The 22,388-nt window shown below is 70.3% G+C and carries 20 protein-coding genes and 1 tRNA gene; 11 read left to right on the top strand and 10 right to left on the bottom strand.

The window, feature by feature from the left end:
- Positions 1-33: 33 nt before the first annotated feature.
- A complete protein-coding gene (locus BA895_RS03625) occupies positions 34-1,536 on the bottom strand; it encodes a phosphotransferase (protein WP_070190522.1) in 1,503 nt (500 codons plus the stop codon).
- Positions 1,537-1,617: 81 nt separating this feature from the next.
- On the opposite strand from BA895_RS03625, the gene nudC reads away from it, so the two are divergent.
- The gene (gene nudC, locus BA895_RS03620; RefSeq protein ID WP_070190521.1) at positions 1,618-2,568 is read left to right on the top strand and encodes an NAD(+) diphosphatase; all 951 of its coding nucleotides are present in this window, start codon (positions 1,618-1,620) and stop codon (positions 2,566-2,568) included.
- 33 nt (positions 2,569-2,601) lie between these two features.
- Here the strand turns inward: nudC and BA895_RS03615 are convergent, their stop codons facing one another.
- On the bottom strand, positions 2,602-2,931 hold the full coding sequence (locus BA895_RS03615; RefSeq protein WP_371327686.1) for a mycoredoxin: 330 nt from the start codon (positions 2,929-2,931) through the stop codon (positions 2,602-2,604).
- Between the two features lie 159 nt (positions 2,932-3,090).
- Here BA895_RS03615 and ppk2 point away from each other — a divergent pair, with 159 nt between their 5' ends.
- From ppk2 to BA895_RS24695, 5 genes are all read left to right on the top strand, one after another.
- Complete coding sequence (gene ppk2 / locus BA895_RS03610) at positions 3,091-3,906, top strand: polyphosphate kinase 2 (protein WP_070190567.1); 816 nt, start codon at positions 3,091-3,093, stop codon at positions 3,904-3,906.
- Positions 3,903-6,056, top strand: coding sequence for an ATP-dependent DNA helicase UvrD2 (locus BA895_RS03605; RefSeq protein ID WP_070190520.1), 2,154 nt, complete (start codon positions 3,903-3,905; stop codon positions 6,054-6,056). The genes ppk2 and BA895_RS03605 overlap by 4 nt, the downstream gene beginning before the upstream one ends.
- Before the next feature lie 132 nt (positions 6,057-6,188).
- Positions 6,189-6,473, top strand: a complete 285-nt coding sequence (locus tag BA895_RS03600) for a hypothetical protein (RefSeq protein WP_139142502.1) — start codon at positions 6,189-6,191, stop codon at positions 6,471-6,473.
- A gap of 293 nt (positions 6,474-6,766) precedes the next feature.
- On the top strand, positions 6,767-7,054 hold the full coding sequence (locus tag BA895_RS03595; protein ID WP_070190566.1) for a WhiB family transcriptional regulator: 288 nt from the start codon (positions 6,767-6,769) through the stop codon (positions 7,052-7,054).
- Between the two features lie 53 nt (positions 7,055-7,107).
- Complete coding sequence (locus BA895_RS24695) at positions 7,108-7,242, top strand: hypothetical protein (RefSeq protein WP_256388426.1); 135 nt, start codon at positions 7,108-7,110, stop codon at positions 7,240-7,242.
- A 111-nt stretch (positions 7,243-7,353) separates the two neighbouring features.
- Here the strand turns inward: BA895_RS24695 and BA895_RS03590 are convergent, their stop codons facing one another.
- The 3 genes from BA895_RS03590 to BA895_RS23390 all read right to left on the bottom strand — a co-directional run bounded on the left by BA895_RS03590 (position 7,354) and on the right by BA895_RS23390 (position 10,285).
- Positions 7,354-8,679 carry an AarF/ABC1/UbiB kinase family protein gene (locus BA895_RS03590; protein WP_070190565.1) on the bottom strand — a complete coding sequence of 442 codons (1,326 nt, stop codon included), beginning with the start codon at positions 8,677-8,679 and terminating at the stop codon, positions 7,354-7,356.
- A gap of 96 nt (positions 8,680-8,775) precedes the next feature.
- Positions 8,776-9,897, bottom strand: coding sequence for a hypothetical protein (locus BA895_RS03585; protein WP_070190518.1), 1,122 nt, complete (start codon positions 9,895-9,897; stop codon positions 8,776-8,778).
- A 226-nt stretch (positions 9,898-10,123) separates the two neighbouring features.
- Complete coding sequence (locus tag BA895_RS23390; RefSeq protein ID WP_009775774.1) at positions 10,124-10,285, bottom strand: DUF5679 domain-containing protein; 162 nt, start codon at positions 10,283-10,285, stop codon at positions 10,124-10,126.
- Positions 10,286-10,450: 165 nt separating this feature from the next.
- Between BA895_RS23390 and BA895_RS03580 the strand changes: the two genes are divergently transcribed.
- The gene (locus BA895_RS03580) at positions 10,451-11,104 is read left to right on the top strand and encodes a M48 family metallopeptidase (protein WP_083282930.1); all 654 of its coding nucleotides are present in this window, start codon (positions 10,451-10,453) and stop codon (positions 11,102-11,104) included.
- Here BA895_RS03580 and BA895_RS03575 read toward each other — a convergent pair.
- Both BA895_RS03575 and BA895_RS03570 read right to left on the bottom strand, forming a co-directional pair.
- On the bottom strand, positions 11,094-11,660 hold the full coding sequence (locus tag BA895_RS03575; RefSeq protein ID WP_070190517.1) for an NUDIX hydrolase: 567 nt from the start codon (positions 11,658-11,660) through the stop codon (positions 11,094-11,096). The two genes, BA895_RS03580 and BA895_RS03575, sit on opposite strands and share 11 nt — an antisense overlap.
- Positions 11,657-13,261, bottom strand: coding sequence for a zinc-dependent metalloprotease (locus BA895_RS03570; RefSeq protein ID WP_254666301.1), 1,605 nt, complete (start codon positions 13,259-13,261; stop codon positions 11,657-11,659). The genes BA895_RS03575 and BA895_RS03570 overlap by 4 nt, the downstream gene beginning before the upstream one ends.
- Positions 13,262-13,466: 205 nt before the next feature.
- On the opposite strand from BA895_RS03570, the gene BA895_RS03565 reads away from it, so the two are divergent.
- Complete coding sequence (locus tag BA895_RS03565) at positions 13,467-13,886, top strand: molybdenum cofactor biosynthesis protein MoaE (RefSeq protein WP_083282928.1); 420 nt, start codon at positions 13,467-13,469, stop codon at positions 13,884-13,886.
- Entirely contained in the window at positions 13,883-15,082 is a 1,200-nt protein-coding gene (locus tag BA895_RS03560; RefSeq protein ID WP_254666300.1) for a PDZ domain-containing protein, read from the top strand. Before BA895_RS03565 ends, BA895_RS03560 begins: the two co-directional genes overlap by 4 nt.
- A 358-nt stretch (positions 15,083-15,440) precedes the next feature.
- Here the strand turns inward: BA895_RS03560 and BA895_RS03555 are convergent, their stop codons facing one another.
- Positions 15,441-15,971 carry a PPA1309 family protein gene (locus BA895_RS03555; protein WP_139142501.1) on the bottom strand — a complete coding sequence of 177 codons (531 nt, stop codon included), beginning with the start codon at positions 15,969-15,971 and terminating at the stop codon, positions 15,441-15,443.
- A gap of 331 nt (positions 15,972-16,302) precedes the next feature.
- Here BA895_RS03555 and BA895_RS03550 point away from each other — a divergent pair, with 331 nt between their 5' ends.
- On the top strand, positions 16,303-19,350 hold the full coding sequence (locus BA895_RS03550) for a UPF0182 family protein (protein WP_070190515.1): 3,048 nt from the start codon (positions 16,303-16,305) through the stop codon (positions 19,348-19,350).
- 77 nt (positions 19,351-19,427) lie between these two features.
- Positions 19,428-19,501: transfer RNA gene (locus tag BA895_RS03545), tRNA-Met, on the top strand.
- 84 nt (positions 19,502-19,585) lie between these two features.
- Here BA895_RS03545 and BA895_RS03540 read toward each other — a convergent pair.
- Positions 19,586-20,809, bottom strand: coding sequence for a ScyD/ScyE family protein (locus BA895_RS03540; protein WP_175442246.1), 1,224 nt, complete (start codon positions 20,807-20,809; stop codon positions 19,586-19,588).
- Between the two features lie 205 nt (positions 20,810-21,014).
- Complete coding sequence (gene mgtE / locus BA895_RS03535) at positions 21,015-22,355, bottom strand: magnesium transporter (RefSeq protein ID WP_070190514.1); 1,341 nt, start codon at positions 22,353-22,355, stop codon at positions 21,015-21,017.
- Positions 22,356-22,388 lie beyond the last annotated feature (33 nt).

The raw sequence follows: 22,388 nt of genomic DNA, 5'->3' as shown, positions 1-22,388 counted from the left end.
CGGTGTCGGCTGCCGGCCCTTCCGGCAGCGCGGTCAGCCGGAGGTGGTGGACGGTCCGCCGGTCGAGTCGTTGGGGCCGGCGGGATCGGCGGGATCGGCGGGATCGGCGGGATCGGCGGGAACGGTGGGAACGAACGCGGACGCGCCCTCGTGCTCGTCGAACACCACCCCGTATGCCGCATCCGCATCTCCGTCACCGCCGGCATTGCTGTCACTTCTGTCACTACTGGCACCGCCGCTATCGGGAAGTGCTTCGGCCTGGTCGATCTCGAACGAGGTGGCGTCATGCCGGTCGAGCACCGGCGCGGCGTCCTCCCCCCGATGCGCGGCCGTGACGTGCGGCTGGGTCGCGTCGCCGTCGGCCTGCACAGGATCGTTCGGGATGGCATCGGCAGCGGACTCCGCAACGGCAGTCGAGGGGGCGAGCTCGGCCGGCGCCTCCGCTTCGGAGCCGAACGACGGCACGTGGGGGGCGGTGGCCTCCCAGGGGGCGTCATCGGGCAGGTCCGCAGGGCGGGACCGGCCCGCGGCGGCCTCGGCGGCCGCGAAGGCCTCGGCGCGTTCGAGGCGGTCCCGTTCGAGCCGGGCGGCGTCCTCCTGCTCGTGGCGGCGGTCTTCGGCCCCCGTCTGCTCGTCGAGGTCGCGCAACGCCTCGGACGCCTGCTCGACCACGCCCAGCAGGCCGGCGGAGAGCGCGCGCAGCAGGGTGCGCACGACGCTCATCTCACCCGCCAGACGAGCCCGCGTCACGAGACTGGCATCGGGCCGCTCGACCCGAGACTGGGCGTAGGCCTCCAGCACCGAGTCGACAGCGTCGGGGGAGGCCCGTGCGATCAGCTCGGCGAAGTCGTCAGCCGGGTCGCCGATGTGCGCCTCCTCCCACGCCAGCACGCCCCGAACCCGCCCGGTGCCGGCATCCCCCTCGTCGTCGAACGAGGCCAGCACGTTCTCGCCGACGAAGGTGCCGTGAACCGGGCAGGGGGCGAACCGCCACAGCGAGACGTCCTCGAGCGCGCGCTCCCAGCGGGTGAGCAGGTTGGTCGGCACGTGACCGGTGGCGGCGGCCCGGTCGAGCTCTGAGAGCTGACGTCGTCGGCGGCCCTCGGCGTCGTAGGAGACCAGTCCGGCCTCCTCGAACAGCAGGTGCTCGACGTTGTGGATGTGGGCCAGGGCGCGCCCCACCTCACCGGCCAGCGGCCCCGGAGGGAGGCTGGCGAAGTCGAGCGGACGCCCCGGCACCCGGGGGTAGACCACGGCACGGCCCTCGGGCACGGTCACCTGGCCGCGCACCATCGGGATGGCAACCTCGAGACGTCGTCCGAGCAGCTGACACAGGCGCGTGACGTCTTCGAGGGTGGCGCCGGCGGCCTGGGTGCGCGGCACCTTGACCGCCCAGAGACGGTCCTGGCTGTCATGGATGTGGGCGACCTCGAACGGGTCGTCGGGTCGGGTGTGCACACCCTCGACAGACACCGGATCGAGGCCCGGCACGGCCGAGCTCGCAAGGGCAGCGAGAAAGAGCGGACTGCGGGTCACCCCTTCACGGTAGGCGGCACGGGGCCCTGAACGTGGGAGGTGGGCGGGGCCACGCAGGTCGAACCGGCCTAGGCTGGAAGCGTGCTACCGACTCACGACGTCCTGACCGATCTGGCGCTCTCCCGCGGGGCCCTCGACCGGGCGGGCCTCGAACGCCGCGACGACGGGCTCGTCGAGCGGCTGCTCGCCGACCGGGGCACGCGCGTCGTGCGGTTGCGCGGTGAGCTGCTCGAGGTCGTCCGTGACGACAGCGGTGCGGTGACGTTGGCCTTCAGCGCCCCGCAGCCGGCCGATGTCGAGCGACTCGTCGTCGACCTGGGGCGCGACGACGAGGGCCGGGCCCACCTCGCCGTCGTGATGAGCGACCCGATCGACGGCGCAGACTGGGCCGACGGCTCCGACGGTTCCTGGGTGGGTCTGCGCGCTGTCGGCAGCGAGCTCTCAGACCGTGACGCCGGTGTCTTCACCACGACGCTGGCGCTGGCGAACTGGCACGCGCGGAACACCCACTGCCCCCGCTGCGGAGCGCTCACCGAGCCGGTCAACGCCGGCTGGGTGCGTCGCTGCACGGCCGAGGGCAGCGAGCACTACCCTCGCACCGACCCGGCCGTGATCATGGCGGTCGTCGACTCCGACGACCGCTTGTTGCTCGGACGCTCGCCCCTCTGGCCCGAGGGGCGCTTCTCCGTGCTGGCCGGCTTCGTCGAACCGGGGGAGTCGTTCGAGGCCGCTGTGGCCCGCGAGGTCATGGAGGAGGTCGGGGTCGTCGTCGACCAGGCCCGCTACCTCGGCAACCAGCCCTGGCCGTTCCCGGCGTCGGTCATGATCGGGTTCATCGCCACCACCCGTGACCCGACGCTGCGCCTCGACCCGGTGGAGATGGCCGAGGCGCGCTGGGTCACCCGCGACGAGTACGTGGCCGCCCTGCGCAGTGACGAGATCCGCACCCCGAGCGGGATCTCCATCGCCAAGCGGCTCATCGAGCACTGGCTCGGCGCGAGCGTCGAGTCGGTGGGCGGCCGGCCCTTCTGAGCGGCGGCAGAGCGCAGCGCAGCAGGATGCCGCTCAGCCGGCGATCCGCTCGCGCACCTCAGCGATCGTCGGGTTGGTCGCGGTCGTGCCGTCGGGGAAGAGCACCGTGGGCACGGTGCGGTTGCCCGCGTTGACGTGCTCGACGAACTCGGCCCGCGTCGGGTTGGCCTCGATGTCGACCTCGGTGAACGAGAGCCCGTCGCGGGTGAGCGCGCCCTTCAGCTGCGCGCAGTAGCCGCACCACGACGTCGTGAACATCGTCACCGTCCCGCGTGGTGGGAGCAGGTCGGCAACCGGGTGGCCGCTGCCTGTTCCGGATCCGTGCTGGGTGGGGTTGGTCTCTGGGTCGGTTGCGTTGTCCACGGGTGCCTCGGCCTCTCCTTGCTGCGTCGTCGCTGCGTCGTCCTTCGATGCAAGGATGACCCCATGGGAAAGCATCACGCCAATCGCGACGAGAAGCACGAGAAGCACGAGAAGCACGAGAAGCACGAGAAGCACCGGAAGCTGCCGAAGCCCAAGAAGATGGACCTTGGTGTCTACGAGGCCGAGCTGCGGCGGCTGCAGACCGAGCTGGTGGCGATGCAGGAGTGGGCGCGAGCCACCGGAGCACGCGTGGTGGTGGTGTTCGAGGGCCGTGACGCCGCCGGCAAGGGCTCGGCCATCAAGCGGATCACCGAGTACCTCAGCCCCCGCGTCGCGCGCATCTCGGCGCTGCCCGCGCCGACCGACCGCGAGAAGACCGAATGGTACTTCCAGCGCTACGTGGCCCATCTGCCGGCTGCCGGCGAGATCGTGCTGTTCGACCGCTCCTGGTACAACCGGGCCGGTGTCGAGCGAGTGATGGGCTTCTGCAGTGACGAGCAGCATTCACGCTTCCTCGTGCAGGCTCCCGTCTTCGAGCAGATGCTGGTCGATGACGGCATCGTGGTGCGCAAGTACTGGTTCAGCGTGTCCGACGTCGAGCAGGAGCGCCGGTTCCGGTCGCGGGCGAAAGACCCCATGCGGCAGTGGAAGCTCTCACCGATGGACCTCGAGTCGATCACGCGCTGGGAGGACTACTCCCAGGCCAAGGACGAGATGATGGCGGCCACCGACACCGCGTGGGCCCCGTGGTACGTCGTCGAGTCCGAAGACAAGCGCTCCTCCCGGGTCAACGTGATCAACCACCTGCTCACCTCGATCCCCCACGACGCCGTTCAGCCCGACGTGCCCCCCATCCCCGACCGCCCGGCGCCGCGCGGCTACGTGCGCCCGCCGCAGGCCAACCAGAACTACGTGCCTGACCATGCCGCCGCAGTGCTCGCGGCGCACGCCGCCACCGCGGGTGATCCCTCCTGAACCCGGCGGCATCCGACGACATCCTCGCCGGCCTCGACCCCGAGCAGCGCGACGTCGCCACGGCACCGCCCGGCCCCGTGTGTGTGCTGGCCGGTGCCGGCACCGGTAAGACGCGTGCCATCACCCACCGCATCGCCTACGCCGTGCACTCCGGTCAGGTGCAGCCCCAGCGCGTGCTGGCCCTGACCTTCACCGCCCGGGCAGCCGGCGAGATGCGCACCCGACTGCGCCAGCTCGGGGTGGCCGGGGTGCAGGCCCGCACCTTCCACTCGGCGGCGTTGCGGCAGCTGCACTTCTTCTGGCCTCAGGCCGTTGGGGGCGCCGCCCCGGAGATCCTCAGCCAGAAGGCGTCAGCGGTGGCGGAGGCCGCCGGGCGGTTGCGGCTGCAGTTCGACCGCACCACCATTCGTGACCTCGCCGGCGAGATCGAGTGGGCCAAGGTCAACCTGCTCGACCCGGCCTCCTACGTCGCCGGGGCCAAGGCGGCTCGCCGTGAGCCACCCGGGCTCGACCTCACCGCGATGGCCCGGCTCTTCGAGGCCTACGGGGAGGTGCTGCAACGGCGGGGGGTCATCGACTTCGAGGACGTGCTGCTGACGACGGTCGGCATCCTCGACGAGCGCGACGACATCGCCCGCGCCGTGCGAGGGCAGTACCGCTCGTTCGTCGTCGACGAGTACCAGGACGTCAACGCCGTGCAGCAGCGCCTGCTCGACGTGTGGCTGGGCGAGCGCGACGACCTCGTCGTCGTGGGTGACCCGAGCCAGACGATCTACTCCTTCACCGGGGCGAGCCCCCGCCACCTGCTCGGGTTCACGAACCGCTTCCCGAAGGCGCACGTCGTGCGGCTGGTGCGCAACTACCGTTCGACCCCGCAGATCGTGACGCTCGCCAACACCGTGATCGGCTCGGGCCCCGAGGCGGTGCGCAGCGGCGCCCTGCGCCTGGTCTCCGAGGGTGCGCCGGGCCCGACCCCGCTGCTGAGCGAGCACCCTGACGACCCGGCCGAGGCGGTGGCCGTGGCCGAGCGCATCCGGCGCCTCGTCGACAAAGGTCACCCCGCGGCTGAGATAGCCGTGCTCTTTCGGATCAACGCCCAGTCGGAGGCCTTCGAGTCGGCCCTCACGGATGCCGGCGTGCCGTACCTCGTGCGCGGCGGCGAGCGTTTCTTCGCCCGCAAGGAGGTGCGGGCGGCGATCCTGCTGCTCCGGGGAGCGGCACGAGGCGACGACGGCGAGAAGCCGCTGGGGCACCTGGTTCGCGACGTCATCACCGGCGCAGGCTGGGCCGAGCAGCCCCCCGCCGGCAGCGGTGCCACCCGCGAACGGTGGGAGTCGCTGAACGCCCTGGCGAGCGAGGCCGACAACCTGGCGGTGGCCGCGCCCGAGGCGCGGCTGCCCGAGCTCGTCGCCGAGCTCGACCGGCGCGCTGCTGAGCAGCACGCCCCGGTCGTCCAGGGCGTCACCCTCGCCAGCCTGCACGCAGCGAAAGGTCTCGAGTGGGACACCGTGTTCATCGTCGGTGTCTCCGAGGGCCTTCTCCCGATCTCGATGGCCGAGGGGCCTGACGAGATCGAGGAGGAGCGACGGCTGCTCTACGTCGGCCTCACCCGGGCTCGCCGCGAGCTGTTCCTGTCGTGGTCGGGAGCCCGCAACCCCGGAGGCCGCCGGGGCCGCCGGGTCTCACGCTTCCTGGCCGGCGCCACCGGCATCCTCGGTGATGGCGCCCGCACCAGCGCCACCAAGGCGAGCGGCGGCGGGCGGCGCTCGAGCCCGAAGGTCTCCACCCCGCGAACGTGCCGGGGGTGCGGAGCCGAGCTGACGAGCGCGGCGCAGCGCAAGGTGGGTCGTTGTGACGACTGCCCCCCCACCTACGACGAGGCGACCTTCGAGCGTCTGCGGGCCTGGCGTCTGGCCGTCGCCCGCGAGGCGAGTGTGCCGGCGTACGTCGTGTTCACCGATGCCACCCTCACGGCCATTGCCGAGAGTGAGCCCGCCGATGCGAGGGCACTGTCGGCCATCAGCGGCGTGGGCGCCCGCAAGCTCGAGCAGTACGCCGACGATGTCATCGCCATCATGGGTGGTGCAGACCCTGAAGAACTCCTTGAGAAGCGTTCTGACACAAGCGAATCGGCCGCCAAGCCTTCGTAGCCGAGAAAATCTTCAGGAAAGTTCGGAAAATCAGTTGTTGGGCCGGGAACCACCCGCGTACCCTGATCAAGTCAAGCCCGGAGGCATCGGTTGCCCGCCGGGGAGCGCGAGAACAGTGAGGAGGTCAGCCTGATGAAGAACAACACCACCACGAAGCACGCAGACAGCTGCGTCGCTTCTGTGCGTGTGCGCCGGGTTGACCAGCGTCGTGTCGCACCCGTCATGGTCGGCGCCCTAGGCACCGCTGTGTCGATCGTCACGCCGAACGCGCTGCCTATCGCCCTGCCCATCGCGTGGGTGTGCCTCGCCTCTGTCGATGCCCCGTTCACGGGAGTCATCGGCGATTCGACCGGCTCCACCTTCGCCTACAAGACCCCTGATGTCGCTCGCTCCCGCCGTGGGAGGCCCCCGGTCTGACCCCAGACCCAGCCTCACCTCACAGGCCGCGAACCCGACATCACCGGGTTGGCGGCCTTTTCGTTTGCCTGACGTTCGGCAAGAGAACAACCGGCCGCTCCCACCGTCAGCAACCATCCACCGCAGCACCCACCGGGTGCGAGACAGATCGGGACACCATGACACCCCGGATGCCGAGCAGCAGGACCGAGACCCGCGCCACGGGCGCGGGCCTTCGGAGCAGAACCGACAGAGAGCAGGCCAGTGAGAACGGCGGCGCCCAGCCGGGCACCGCCCAGACGGAGGTGAGAACGATGCCGCTCAGCCAGCTGCTCGACCACCAGGCGGAGGTCGAGCCGGGTGGCGAGACCATCCCCTGTCGTGACTACGACGCTGAGCTCTGGTTCGCCGAGCGCCCGGAGGACGTCGAGTTCGCCAAGACGCTGTGCGGGATGTGCCCACTACGGACCCAGTGCCTCGCCGGCGCCCTCGAGCGTCACGAGCCCTGGGGCGTCTGGGGCGGGCAGCTGCTCGTGCAGGGGGCGGTCGTGGCGCGCAAGCGGCCACGGGGCCGGCCTCGCAAACATCCCGTGGCGGCCTGAGGCGAGGGCCCAGATGGCACACGAGAAGACCATTCACCGACAAGGAGGACGTCATGAACCAGCTGGAGATGCTGGCTCGCGAACGGATCGCCCAGCGCACTCGGCGCCAGGACCGCAGCGGAATTCGCCGCAGTGCCAGGCTGATTGCTCAGGAGATCCGGGCGAGCCGTCGGCACGACGACACGTGAGCCGCCGCCTCGATGAGGGCGACCGGAGCACGACAGAGGAACATCACGCTGAACCACTGGATGCAGTGAGCGAGCCGCGGGTGACGCGCACGTCACCCGCGGTTTCGTCTGTCAGGCCGAGACCGGCGGCAGGTCGGCGCCCGGGAGCAGCTCGTCGACGAGCTCGCGACCGCGCACCGTTCCCTCGAGCTGGCTGAGCACACCGATGCCGCCACCCCATACCCGGTGGATGAGCAGGTACTCCGCGGGCAGGTTCAGCTTGTAGCCGACGGTGTAGTTCGGCTGGCGCGGATCGTTGATGTGAGCGAACACCCCCCGGAGCCAGTCACGGCTGAAGGTGAACTCGTCAGAGCGGAACGGCGCCAGGAACGGTTCGAGGTAGTCGAGCAGCCGGTTGGCGTCGAGGTCGATGTTCTCGCGCACGAAGCCAATGTTGCGCAGCCCCTGCAGCACCGCATCGGCGCCCCCGTCGAGGCCGGCAGTGAGCAGATGCCCGATCTCGACCGGCATCCCGCCCGGAAGACGGTTGACGGCTCCGAAGTCGATGACCCCCAGACGGCCGTCGGGGGTCATCCGGAAGTTGCCCGGGTGGGGGTCGGCGTGCAGCATCCCGGTGTAGGCGGGGCCCGCCATCAGAAACCCGAGGTAGAGCTGGGAGGCGGCGTTCCGCTCTGCGGGAGTGCCGTCGGCGATGATGCGCGACAGCGGCTTTCCCTCCAGCCACTCCGACACGATGACGTGCTCGGTGCCGGCGAGAACCACCGGCACCGCGAACTCCGGGTCGCCCTCGAAGGCCTCCGCGAACACCGCCTGCGACTGCGCCTCCAGCCGGTAGTCGAGCTCTTCGGCCATGCGGTCACGCAGCTCGGTCAGGATCGGCCCGATCTCGATGCCGGGCACCCAGGCGGTCGCCACCTTCGCCACCCGCGACAGCTGTTTGATGTCGCTCATGAGGGCGGCGCCGGCGCCCGGGTACTGGATCTTGACGGCGGCTGCGCGTCCGTCCTTCCAGACGGCTCGGTGCACCTGCCCGATGGAGGCCGACGCCACCGGTGCGTCGTCGAAGGACTCGAACTGGTTGCGCCAGCGTGCCCCCAGCTCGTCGCGCAGCACACCGTGCACCGAGCTGGTGGGCATCGGTGGTGCGCTGTCCTGCAGCTTGGTGAGCATCGCGCGGTACGGGCCGGCCATCTCCTCCGGGAAGGCGGCTTCGAAGATCGAGAGCGCCTGTCCGAACTTCATCGCGCCGCCCTTGAGCTCACCGAGCACCTGGAACAGCTGTTGGGCCGTGCGCGCCTGCAGCTCGGCGGCCACCAGCTCGGCCGGCTTGCCACCGATGCGCTTGCCGAGGCCGAGGGCGGTGCGCCCGGCCAGGCCGAGCGGCACACTGGCAAGGCGCGCGCTGCGCACGACTGCCTTGCGCGGTAGATCGGTCACGCCGTGCACCCCTGCCGATGGTTGTTGGTTGCGCCCCTGACTTCGACTCTAGACGCTGGCTCCGGCGCACGTCGGAGCGGTGACTGTCGGCACGCCTCAGGCCACAGCATCGCCGTCGTCGACGCGCTGCCCGTCAGACCCCTGACGGTCTTCGTATGGCTCGACGCCGTCGTGCAGGCGACAGCGTGGGTGCACCGCCCATCGACGGTGGTCCGTTCGCGGCCAGGGCAGGCAGATGTCGATCGAGATGCCTGGTGGCGGCCGGTGGCCGGCCAGCACGCTCTGGACGAACACCGCAACGCTTCCGGCCGTCAGGTGCAGCTCGGCCGCGGTCAGCAGGTCGACGCCGTGCAGTGGCCCAGCCCCCCGGACCGAAGCGGTGAGCCGGGTGGCATCGTCTGGGCAGAGCTGGGCCATGACCGTGGGCCAGGCGTCGTCGCGGTCGGCACGATGCAGGTCGAGGCACCACAGGCAGGGACCTGCGGGCCCCTCGACGAGGGGTCCGATGGTGGTGCGCCGGCCGGCAGCCGACACGGGCAGGTGGGTGGTTCCGCTGGCCAGCCACCGGTCGCCGGACCGCGGGTCGAGAGCTGGTGCGCCGACGAGAACGACGAGCGAGGGAGTCGCGTTGACCTGGTCGACGGTCACGACAGATGAGACCGCGCCGGTCGACGCCACCGACCGGCCCATCACGGCTGACGTGGTGGACACCGACCGAGCCGGCAGGTCGCGACTCAGCAGCGTGACCAGCTGTTCGGCCAACGGGCCGGACCCGTCGACGACGACCGGTCCGGTGGGTGCCGTCAGGCTCGGGGGACCGGCACGACCCAGCCGGGCTGACCCGCCAGCGCCTGGGAACGCGGGTCGGCGCGTCGAAGCAGACACCGACTCGAGCGCCGAACCCAACGCCGGCCCCTGCGCTGAGCCTGACCAGCCGACGTGCTCGGGCAGGGACTCGACCAGGCCGAGCTCGACCAACAGGTCGACCAGCTCACGCCATCGGAGGGCCTTCACCCCGGTGGCGGCGGCCTCGACAAAACAGGTGCGAAGGCTGCGCGACCCGTCGAGGCGGGCCAGTAGAGCCACCTCGGCCTCGGTGAGCCCCGCCACGATGGGACCTTCGGGCAGCAGCCCGAACTGCACCTCCCCGGCGCACCGCAGGATCGGCCGGTGCCACGGGTGGAACCGTAGTCGTGAGTCTGGGTTGGCGCTGACCATGAGACCTCCGTGCTGGCGGGCGAGGGCCCCGGATGCCGTCAGGGTCGCAGGTCTGCCTCGGCAGGATGGTGGGTCGTCCACAGGCCCGATCGGCCGGCAGCACACGCCGCACGACTACGGCAGTGTTTGGCGATGCGGGAGCCAGAGGCCCCCGGTCACCGGTTCAGGCGGTTACGGCATCCGTGACGGGTGCGCGTGTCGTGTGACCTGCCTGGACCAGCCTGGTTCAGGCCTTGCCCAGGATGCGGTTGAGGTTCGTTCCGCAGACCGGGCACTTGCCCTTGGCCATGCGGCGACCGTTGTCGGACACGACAACGTTGCCCTCGGCTTCGCGCTTCTCCTTGCACTTCACGCAGTAGAACTCGCCCTTGTATGTCTCATCAGCCATGGTGTCTCCTCGTTGCGGGCCCCCATCCGACGGGCGCCTCGGCTCCGCTCACCCTAGAGCACGCTGAGCACGAAATCATGCTGGCGTCCGTTGGGCGCGTCTGCCGCCGATGCGCTGGACGCCCTGTCGACGCCCGGCTGGACCCTGGCTGCGTACGCTGCCTCCATGGCGGGGGGAGCACGTGAGGTGGTGCAGCGGGTGGTCGACGGCGTCAGTGTCGAGGTGCGCCGCAGCGGACGGCGTCGACGAACCGTGTCGGCCTACCGGCAGGAGGGGCGGCTCGTCGTGCTCGTTCCGGCGCGGATGAGCCGGTCGGAGGAGGACGAGTGGGTGCGGGCCATGGTGGCCAGGGTCGAGGCGTCCGAGGCGCGCCGCCCTCGCAGTGACACCGACCTGCAGCGGCGGGCGACGGAGCTCTCGCGGCAGTACCTTTCGGGCCGGGCTCGGCCGGCGAGCGTGCGCTGGGTGACAAACCAGCGCACCCGATGGGGCTCGTGCACCCCGGCCGACGGCACGATCCGCCTCTCGGCCCAGCTGCGCGACATGCCTGGCTGGGTGCGCGACTACGTCTTGCTGCACGAGCTGGCCCACCTGCTCGAGACGGGACACGGCGTCGAGTTCTGGGGTCTGCTCGCGGGCTACCCCAGGCTGGAACGGGCCCGCGGCTACCTGCAGGGCGTCGCAGCCACCGCCCGTCTCGAGATCACGGACGACGACCCCGATACCGACCCCGATCCCGATCCTGATGCTGCGGACGTCGAGGCCACGCTCGAGGCGTGCACGCCATCGAAAGGTGTTCCGCCGACGGTCAGCGTCTGAGCCTCAGGGCGGCCATGACCAGCGGCGTGAGGTCGTCCCTGCTTCCCGAGGGGAGCGCGTCGACCGGCCACCAGCGCACGTCGAGCGACTCGGTGCTCACATCGGGCACGGAGCCCGGTGGGGCGATGGCCGCGAACCGCACGTCGAGGTGCTCGCGACAGGTGCCGAAGTCGCCGTCGAGCAGGTGGCGGTCGAGGTGGACGATCTCGGGAAACACGCGCAGGTCGTCGATCCCCGACTCCTCGCGCCCTTCCCGGGCCGCCGCGTGCCACAGCGTCGCGTCGTCGTGCTCGATGTGCCCCCCGAACTGGAACCACGCGCGCGCCCGGCGATGCAGGGTGAGCAGCACCCGCTGACGGGCGTCGTCGAGCACGACGAGGCTGGCGGTGAGATGGTCAGGCGGGCCGGCCTTCGACAGTCCGTCGGGGTGGGCCGTGATGTGCGCGAGCAGCTCACGCCGAAGCTGCTCCTGCTGCGGGTCGGGGGCGGGCCAGTGGGTGAGTCGGTCGATCGCGTCGTGACGTGCAGCCGGCGCGGTGGGATGCCGCTCCGTCAAGACCGCTCGTCAGGGTGGTCTCGACCAGCGTCGTCGGGCGTGTCGTCGGGCGCGCCGGGCGTGTCGCCGGAACGCTCCGCCTCGTCGAGAATGCCCTTGAGCACCGAGTCGAGGTCGGCGCCCAGCCCCGCGGAGTCGAGCTCGTCGGTGGGCGCGTCGGAGTCGCCGGACGCCCGTGCCGGGCCCGTGCCGGTGGCCCGTTCGACGAACCCGATCAGGTCGTCGAGGTCGGCCGACGTGGGTGCGAGGTCGGGGTGGGCCCACCGACCGTCACGCAGGCTCGCGCCGCCGGCATCCTCCAGGGCAGCCCAGAGGTTGGCAGCGTCGCGAAGACGCCGCGGTCGCAGCTCGAGCCCGACCAGCCCCGCGAAGGTCTTCTGAGCGGCGCCTCCGACCCGGCGCCGCCGGATCGTCTCACCCAGGGCCGCCGACTGGGGGAGATGGGCCGACGTGGCCCGGTCGGTGACGTGGTCGACCCAGCCTTCGGCCAGCGCGAGCAGGGTCTCGAGCCGATCGAGCGCAGCGCGCTGCGCCTCAGTGGGTTGCGGGCGGAAGAGGTTGCCCTGCAAGGCTCCTTGCAGAGCCTCCGGGTCGGTGGCGTCGATGGTCGACAGGGCCGACTCGATGGCCTCGGTGTCGATCGTGATGTTGCGTGCGTAGTCGCTGACGGCCGACAACAGCTGCGGCCCGAGCCACGGCACCTGAGAGAACAGGCGCACGCGGGCGGCCTCACGCACGGCCAGGTAGAGCCGCACCTGGGCGATGTCGATCTCGAGGGCCTGTGCCATCGCAGCCACGTTGCCCGGCAGCAGGGCCACGAGCCCCGGCTCGGTCAGCGGCAGACCCACCTCGGTCGCACCGACGACCTCGGTCGCAAGGGTGCCGACGGCCTGCCCGAGCTGGGCAGAGAACATCTGGCGACTGAGGTTTCCGAGCATCGGCGCCCACTGCTCCACCATGGCGCTGGGGTCGAACCCAGCAGGGACGCCCGGGGGGAGCGCATCGCCGAAGGCCTCGGGGCCGAGGTCGCGCACCTGCTTGCGCAGGGCCTCGGTGGTGGCGGTGGTCACGCCGTCGGAGACGGGCTCGATGAGCTCGAACCACCGCGGCATCGTCGCGTCGACCCACTCGGCCCGGCTGAACCCGGTGGCCCGCCAGGAGGGGGCGTCGAGCGTCGTCTGCTCGTTGAGCCACAGCGTGGCGACCGACACGGCATCCTCGATCGACCGCGCGGCAGCTGCGTCGTGCACGTCGTTGCCCTCGGTGGCGGCCACGTGCTTGCGCGCCACCTCGGTGGCCAGGTCACGCGAGCCGGTCGGCGACTGCTGCGCCGCCATGAAGGTGCTGAGCTGGGCTCGCATCGCGGCTTGGGTGGAGGGGTCGGTGGGGTCGACCCCCATGCTGCGCATGGCCTCGGCCAGCTCGGGGTTGGACACCGCCTCACCGAGCACCTGCTCGAGCATCGCGCCGAGATCACCCGGGTTCATCCCCTGCGGGTCCGGCAGGTCAGGCAGGTCGGAGAGGTCGAAGTCGTCGTCGCGACCGCTCAGCTCGTCACGATCGTCGTCTCGGCCGTCGAAGGGGTCGCGGGGGTCGGACATGGCTGCTCCTGGCGTGAGTCGAGGTGTGGTCGACGTCTGATCGAGATGAATTGCGGTCTGGGTCGAGCCCCGGCCCACACCGCCCCTGCTTGGTTAGTCAAGACAACCACGAACCCGCGCGATTGGTTCCCTCGAACCGGGCGCCGATCACGGTCGAGGTAGCCGGCGACGTTCGCGCGGGCAGAGCACCGCCTACGATGACGTCGTGACAGTGGCCCTTGCCGAGATCCGCGACACTCCTCTGTCGGTCGACGAGGTGATGGCCTGTGTCTCCGACCCCACGGCAGGCGGCATCTGCCTCTTCGTCGGGGTGGTGCGCAACCACGACCACGCCAACGATGTCGCCCATCTCGACTACTCCGCCCACCCCCAGGCCGCCGATGTCGCACGGGCGTTGGCCGAACGGCTCGCGTCTGACGGACGAAGCGTCCGTATCGGCGTCGTGCACCGAGTGGGCCGACTCGAGATCGGTGACATCGCCGTCGTCGTGGGTGTCAGCGCCCAGCACCGCGGTGAGGCCTTCGAGGTGTGTCGCGAGCTGATCGACGAGTTCAAGGCCACGGTGCCGATCTGGAAACATCAGCGGTTCGCCGACGGGGCCGACGAGTGGGTGGGCCTGCCGTGAGAACGATCAAGTGGGCACCCCGAGCGGCCGCGAAGGGAACCCTCGGCCCGGCCGGTGACGCCGGGGCAGCAGGCGGTGGCGGGGCAGACGCTGGGCGCACCGGTTCGGGCCCGCAATCGAACGGAGACGGGTCGGGGCGGCTGACCCGCGGCAACAAGACGGTGCTCGGCGTTTTCTTCGGGATGCTCATCGTGCTCGTCGTGGGCTCGCTCGTTCATCTTCCCTACGCCATCGAGAGCCCGGGTCCGACGATCAACACCCTCGGGGAGCAGGACGAGAACGGCAAGGCGACGCCACTCATCGTGGTGTCCGACCTGAAGACCTACCCGACGCAGGGCAGTCTGAAGTTCACCACCGTGCGCATCCAGGGTGGCCCGGGCTACCCCGTCGACCTGTGGGAGGTGCTGGGGGCCTGGCTCGACCCGGCCCGCGACGTCTCGCCGGTCGACGACGTGTTCGACCCCGACGCGAGCAAGGAGCAGGTCGCCGAGGAGAACGCTGTACAGATGCAGGGTTCGCAGCAGGAGGCGACCGCGGTCGCGTTGCGCGCGATCGGCAAGCAGGTTCCGACGTACATCGTGATCGCGGGCTTCACCCCGTCGTCCAAGGGCAAGGACGTGCTCAAGGCCAGGGACCGCCTCGAGTCGGTCAGCGGAACGAAGGTGACCGGGGTCGAGAGCGTGCGGTCTGCGCTGGCCGGGGTCAAGCCGGGCGAGGCCGTGAAGCTGGTCGTGGCGCGGGGTGGCAAGCAGGTGCCGGTGAGTGTGCCGACCATCGAGGGGCAGAACGGAGGCGCTGCGCTCGGGGTGCTGCTGGGCGTCGACCACGACTTCCCCGCCAAGATCACCATCAACGCCGGCGCCGTGGGTGGGCCCTCGGCGGGCCTGATGTTCTCGCTCGGTATCTACGACAAGCTCACGCCCGGCCCGTTGACGGGCGACCACCAGATCGCCGGCACCGGCACCATCGACGACCAGGCGAGCGTGGGGCCCATCGGCGGCATCCGGCAGAAGATGGCCGGCGCCCGCGACGGTGGAGCCGACTACTTCCTGGCCCCGGCCGACAACTGCAACGAGGTGGTGGGCAACGTGCCCGACGGCCTGCAGGTGTTCAAGGTCGCCACCTTCGACGAGGCCAAGGTGGCCGTCGAGGGCATCGCCAAGGGCCAGACGCAGACCTTGCCCCGCTGTACCTGACCGCCGTCAGGCGGTAGCCGCCCGACCGCGCGACCCCTACCCCTCTTGCGCGTCGCGCGGCGCGTCGCGCGGTTGGTGTCGTGGTTTCGACCCTCGTTGCGCGTCGCGCGGCGCGTCGCGCGGTTGGTGTCGTGGTTTCGACCCTGGTTGCGCGTCGCGCGGCGCGTCGCGCGGTTGGTGTCGTGGTTTCGACCCTGGTTGCGCGTCGCGCGGCGCGTCGCGCGGTTGGTGTCGTGGTTTCGACCCTGGTTGCGCGTCGCGCGGCGCGTCGCGCGGTTGGTGTCGTGGTTTCGACCCTGGTTGCGCGTCGCGCGGCGCGTCGCGCAGAAAGGGCGCGCGCGGCGGATGCCGGCAACGGTCAGGGGGCGAAGCTGGCCCGCAGCGCCTCGACGATCCCCGGGGCGATGTCGGGGCCGGTGGCGACGGCGTCGTCGGAGTCGTGCTCACGTTGGCGCAGCAAACAGATCGACGGGCCCTCGCGCAGCACGGCCACGAGCAGCCGAACGTCCTTGCGGTCAGGGTGGGCGGCCAGCGCGTCCACGGCATCCTGAGATCGGGTCGGGAGGTCGCGCTCCGCCTCGGGGGGAACCACCATCCGTTCGATCGCGAAGGCGCAGCCGTCGACCTCGTCGGGCCAGGCCAGGCGGCCGAGGAGGGTCTCGAGGGAGGTCGTGGTGGGCAGGCCCTCCTGCTCGACCGCGGTGAGCGCCCCGCCCGCGAGGTCGCTCGGCCCCATCTGCGCTCGCAGGTGCGGCTCTCGAGCCAGCAGACTCTCGGTGCGTACCAACGCGAACAGGCGGGCCGGCTGGTCCCACCCGCCCGCGGCCACGTGCCGTTCGGTGTCGAGGGCGGCGATGGCGAGGGGGTCGATGACCGGCTGCGAGTTCACGCGACCATCGTGCCGCACCCGAGGCCGATGCCGGGAACCGCCGGCTCCCATCCGACTCCCGCAGACCCGCCACCGAGCCGCCACCAAGCCGCCACCGACCACCGCTGCCCACGCGCCGTCTCGAACCGTCACCAAGGTGTGAAGCCCTCGTGACCTGGCCGTGCTGGGCGTCACGGCCCCCCGGGTTATGGTTTGCGCAGGGATCGACCGCGCCTTTCGGGCGGGCTGATCCCGGCAAGACAGTGACGAAAGCCTCGCGGGGCCCGGTCGGCGACGGCCAGCCCCTGGGGCCGAACCAGCCAAGCCCCAGCACATCGAGGCGAGACACCACGTGAGCGACAGCAACTTCGGACCCCCGCGGGCCAACCCCGGCGGTAATGGCGGGGGCGACGGCGACGGCCCCCCGGCCCGACCTCAACAGGCGGCTCTCAAGCCGGCGCGGCGCCCACTCGTCACCGCCTTGGTGGTGGCTGCCGTCATCCTCATCGTGCTGGCGATCGCGGCCCAGTTCTGGACCGAGGTGCTCTGGTACCAGTCGGTGAACTTCACCGGCGTCTTCACGACCCAGATCATCGCGAAGGTCTCTCTCGGGGTCGTCGGGGGCCTGCTCACTGCTGCCGTCGTGTGGTCGAGCATCCACGTGGCCTTCGCGAACCGGCCGATCTATGCGCCGTCGCCCGACACCCAGGCGATGGAGCACTATCGCCAGCTCGTCGAGCCGATGCGCCGCACCGCCACCATCGCGGCGCCGCTCGCCGTCGGCTTCTTCGCCGGGCTCTCGGCCGCCACGCAGTGGGACACGTTCCTGCTCTGGCGCAACGGGGGGTCGTTCGGCACGGTCGACCCCGAGTTCGGTATCGACATCGGCTTCTTCGTGTTCACGCTGCCCTGGATCAACTTCGTCGTGGGCTTTCTCACGATGATCCTCGTGCTCGGCCTGATCACGGCGGCCTTCACCCACTACCTCTACGGCGGCATCGTCGCCGGCCAGAAGACCCGCTCCACCCAGGCTGCCCGCGTGCACCTCTCGGTCATCGCCGCGGCCCTCGTGCTCGTGCGGGCCGTCGGCTTCTGGGTCGACCGCTACAACCTGGCCACGAGCCAGTCGACGCGACTGACCGGCATCCAGTACAAGGAGGCCCACGCGGTCATCCCGACCAAGGGCATCCTCGCCATCGCGGCCGTGATGTGCGCGATCTTGTTCCTCACCGTCATCTGGACCCGTTCCTGGCGGCTGCCGGTCGTCGGCCTCGCCGCGCTGACCGTGATCGTCGTCGCGGTCGGTGGCATCTACCCGGCCCTGGTGCAGTCGCTCAAGGTCATCCCGTCGGAGAAGTCGCTCGAGACTCCCTACATCAAACGAAATATCGACGCCACGCGCGCGGCCTACGGCTTCGACAAGATCCAGGTGCAGAACTACGACACGAAGACGGTCGCGGCGCCGGGCCAGCTGGCGAGCGATGCCGCGACCGTTCCCGGCATCCGCATCATCGACCCCAACATCGTCAGCCCCACCTTCAAGCAGCTCGAGGCGAGCAAGGGCTACTACAAGTTCGCCGACGTGCTCGACGTCGACCGCTACAAGCTCAACGGCGAGACGCAGGACACCGTCATCGCCGCCCGAGAGCTCGACCTCGATGGCATTCCTGACGGTCAGAGCAACTGGCTCAACGACCACACCGTCTACACGCACGGCTACGGCGTCGTGGCCGCCAAGGGCAACACCCGCGAGGCCGACGGTCGCCCGACCTTCTTCGAGTCGACGATCGGCACCACCGGGGCCCTGGGCAAGTACCAGCCGCGCATCTACTTCGGCGAGAGCTCACCCGAGTACTCCGTCGTCGGTGGGAACAAGAAGGAGTTCGACTACCCCGACCCCAGCGGCGGGCAGCAGATCACCTACACCTACGCGGGTTCCGGTGGGGTGCCGCTCGACGGCCTGAAGCGCCTGGCCTATGCCGTGAAGTACCGCGAGATCAACTTCCTGCTCTCGGATGCCGTCACAAGCGACTCGCGCATCCTCGACCACCGCACTCCGCGCGAGCGGGTGCAACGAGTCGCCCCCTGGCTGACGCTCGACGGCAACGCCTACCCGGCGGTCATCGACGGTCGCGTGCAGTGGATCCTCGACGGGTACACCACCTCCGACGGGTACCCGTACTCCGAGACGACCACGCTCGACCAGGCGACGGAAGATGCCGTCACCCGCACGCGCACGGCCGTCCGTGCCGTGCAGGGCGGCAAGGTCAACTACGTGCGCAACTCGGTCAAGGCCACCGTCGACGCCTACGACGGCACGGTGAACCTCTACGAATGGGACCCGACCGACCCGGTGCTCAAGGCGTGGATGTCGATCTTCCCCGACAGCGTCAAGCCGCTGTCGGCCATCAAGGGCTCGCTGATGCAGCACCTGCGCTACCCCGAAGACCTCTTCAAGGTCCAGCGCACCCTGCTCTCGAAGTACCACGAGACCGATGCTGCCTCCTTCTTCACCGGGCAGACCTTCTGGCAGGTCCCCGACGACCCCACCCAGTCCCAGGCGACGACCGGCGGGCTCACACAGCCGCCGTACTACCTCTCGCTGGCGATGCCCGGTACGAAGAAGCCGTCCTTCTCGCTCACCTCGACGTTCATGCCGGCCGGTGACCGCAACGTGCTCACCGGGTTCCTCGCGGCCGACGGGGATGCCGGTTCGGTGAACGGTCAGCGGTCACCGGAGTACGGCAGCCTGCGGCTGCTGGAGACGACCGGCGGCACGGTCAACGGTCCTGGTCAGGTGTTCAACGACATGCGCACGTCGGCGCAGACGTCGAAGGACGCCAGCCTCGGCGGGCTGACGCTGGCCCAGTTCATCACCACCACCGGGAGCCAAGGCGCCTCCACGGTGACGTTCGGCAACCAGCTGACACTACCCGTGGGTGGCGGGCTGCTCTACGTCCAGCCGATCTACGTGCAGGCCAAGGCCGGCGGGTCCTACCCGCGGCTGTCGGCCATCGCCGTGGCGTTCGGGGCCAAGATCGCCTGGGCCGGGTCGCTCGACGGCGCCCTGGACGACCTCTTCGGCGGCTCGTCCGGTGCGCAGGCGGGTGACAACGGAACGGCCACGCCGACGACTCCGACGACTCCGACGAGCCCGGCAACGCCGACCGGCGGGGCCACGACCTCCCCGTCGACGCCGAAGCCGTCGGTCTCGGGCACTCCGAACGAGGCCGCGCTCGCTGCGGCGCTCAAGGACGCCGAGGCGGCCTACGCCGCTGGGGAGGCAGCTCTGAAGAAGGGTGACTTCGCGGCTTACGGTGCGGCGCAGACCCAGCTGAGGGATGCGCTCAAGCGTGCCGTCCAGGCCTCGCCGCAGGGCGTCACCACGACGAAGCCCTGACCGGCAGTCCGCCTGCCGCCCGGCCGCAGAGGCGATTTGGTCTTTCGCGGAGGGTCCCGTAATCTTGGGACTACCGACGCGGGGTGGAGCAGCTCGGTAGCTCGCCGGGCTCATAACCCGGAGGTCGCAGGTTCAAATCCTGCCCCCGCTACAAAGTTCAGGCTCGGATCCCAACAGGGATCCGAGCCTGAAGTTCTTTCCGGAGCGGTAGCAGGTGATCGTGGCCGGGCCGCGGTCAGTGCGTGCTGTGCTTCAGCGGGATGCGGACGACCTGTCCACCCCCGGCCGTCGTGGGCAGGATGGAGCCCGTGGTGACATAGGCGGAACTGCCTCGCAGGGCGATGCCGTAGGGCGCGAACAGCCCGGCCGCGACGACCTCGTGCTGGTCACCGCCACCCCGGGGGATCTTCACGACCGCCCCGACCGGGCCGCTCTGCAGCCCGTTCTGGGCAATCTCGACCGCGTACAGCTCACCGCGGGGGCCGAAGGCCAGGTCGGTGACGTTGGTCAGGCCGGAAGCGTAGACGCTGGTCTGACCGTCCTTGACCTTCCAGATCCTCGCGCTGCCCTCGCAGAACGGGAACCCCGTCAGCTCGCTGACGTAGTAGGCGTGGTCGGGACCGCGCACGACCGAGGTGGGAACGGCCTGGGGCTCGATGGGCAGCGGTGGGCAGGCCTTCGCGGGCGGGAAGGTCGCAATGAGGCTGACCTGTCCACTGGCAGAGACCCGAAGCAGGTCGTTGCCGCCGGCGTCGGCGACCACGAACCCGTCTCCGTCCGGGATGAGCGCGTTGGGGTTGGAGTCCGGTGCGTCAACGGGCGGGGCAGGGTTGTTGACCGCTTCGAAGGCGGCGATGTCGGCGCGTTGCTGCACGCCGTCGATCCCGCTGCGACGGAACGGCGCCCACCCAGGTGACACCCTGCTCGTTCCGACGGTCCCGAGGAGGTGCCCGGCTGAGGACGCGGCGGAGAAGGCGAACCGGTTGACGGGGTCGGAGCCGAAGCCGACCGTGAACGCAATGGTGGAGCGACCGGCCATGGTGACATCCGACGGGCCGGCCGCCTGGGCGCCGGGCGGGAGCTGCCCGCCAGACGTCGCAACCTGCGCCGCGAGCGATGGCAGCCCGGTGATGACCTGTCGGGCGCGCTTGCCGTGGATCAGGGTGATGGCACCAGATGTGCCGAAGCACGTGCTGACCGTGGGGTCGTCGCCGCCGGGGATGCAGGGGCCGTTGCCGCCGTGACCGGACTCAGCGACGTAGAGGTCTCCGTTGGCGGCGAACGCGAGCTGACGGGGGTTGTCCAGGCCCGAGGCGATCACGGGGTAGGTCGGCGCCGGAGCGCTGCTGGCCGTGACCGCACCGGTTGCTGCTTCGGTCGGCATCGCCACTGCCGGGGCTACCACCACACCGAGACAGGTGATGACTCCTGCTGCGGCGCCGATGCTTCGTGTTGCCATGGATGGGTGCACGTGACCTGCTTTCATGCGCATGCCTTTCGGACGGCCGTGGCCCCCTGAACCGCACCGGTCCCGATCACGGCTCTGCGAAATTAGCACCGCTTCCATGCTGTCGTGACAGAAACGTGAACATTGGGTCGGGTGGGGGACGCGGTGTCCGGTTGCCGTCGCGGCGCAACTCCCGCCTCTTGGCTCGACCCCGCGCTCAGCCGATCCCGAGCACGATGCGGGCGGTGACGAAGTACACGATCAGGCCCGTGGCGTCGACGACGGTGCTGATGAACGGAGCGCTCACCACGGCCGGGTCGAAGCCGAACCGGCGCGCCAGCAGGGGGATGGTCGAGCCGACGCCGGTGGCCAGCACGCAGATGGTGACCAACGACACTGCGACCACCAAGGCGATCGACCAGCCGGCGAACCAGGCGGCCGGTAACAGTCCGAACGCGGCGAGCGTCAAGCCGAGCATCAAGCCGGTCGAGACCTCTCGGCGCACGACCCGGCGCAGGTCGCGGGTCTGGATGTCGCCCACCGCCATGGCGCGTACGACCATGGTCGCCGACTGCGATCCGGCGTTGCCCCCGGTGCCGATCAGCAGGGGCACGAAGAGAGCCAGCGTCACGACCTCGGCCAGGGTGTCCTCGAAGTAGTCGAGCACGTTGACGGTCAAGGTGGCGGCGATGATGAGGATCAGCAGCCACCCGATGCGTGAACGCATCAGGTCGAACACCGACGTGGCCAGGTACGACCGCCGCAGCGGTGAGCTTCCCGTGCTGCGGGCGGCATCCTCGTCGTCGACGTCGGAGAGGATGCGCATGGCGTCATCGACCGTCAGCACTCCGACGAGCCGGCCGGACTCGTCGACGACCGGCGCCGCGATGAGCTGGGCCTCACGCACGGCCCGAGCCGCCTCCTCCTGGTGCTGATCGGCCCGCATGACGACGGCGGGGGTCTTCATCAGGTCGGCGACGGCAGCCTGGGGGTCACTGGTGACGAGGCGTCGGAGGCTGACCACACCGACCACGACGTCGTGCCCGTCGATGACGGGGAGCATGTAGATCGTCTCGGTTCTCGGGCTGGCCTGTCGCACCCGCTCCAGGGCGGCGCCGGCCAGCTGGTCGACATCGACGCCGATGACGTGCGGGCTCATCGCCCTCCCGGTCGAGTCCTGCGGATAGGCCATCAGCCGCTCGGTGGCCTCGCGGGAGTCGGGGGTGAGCCGGTCGAGCAGAGGGAGCCAGACGTCTTTGGGCAGCCGCTGGCAGAGCCATGCCCGGTCGTCGGGGTCGAGCAGCGCGAACAGCCGGGCGGCCGGCGCCTGGGAAAGCTCGGTCAGCAGGTCGACCCGCACCTCGCCGTCAAGGATCTGAAAGAGCCCATCGGCCCGTTCGGCCGGCAGGAGCTGGAAGATCGTGCGGACGTCGTGGCGGCCCAGCTGTCGCAGGAGCCGGGCCAGCGAACGGTCGGGGGTGTGCGACATCCGGGCCTTGAGCGCGTCGATGTCGTTCTCGCGCAACAGATCTGTGAGCACATCGACCTCGGCTGCCATCGCGGCCTCCCTGCCGGCTGAATGAGGTTGTCT

Origin of the sequence: Humibacillus sp. DSM 29435 (genome assembly GCF_001758225.1) — a bacterium.
Taxonomy (GTDB): domain Bacteria; phylum Actinomycetota; class Actinomycetes; order Actinomycetales; family Dermatophilaceae; genus DSM-29435.
Note: the sequence above shows the minus strand (reverse complement) of the source record. Positions and strands in the feature narration are given on the sequence as shown.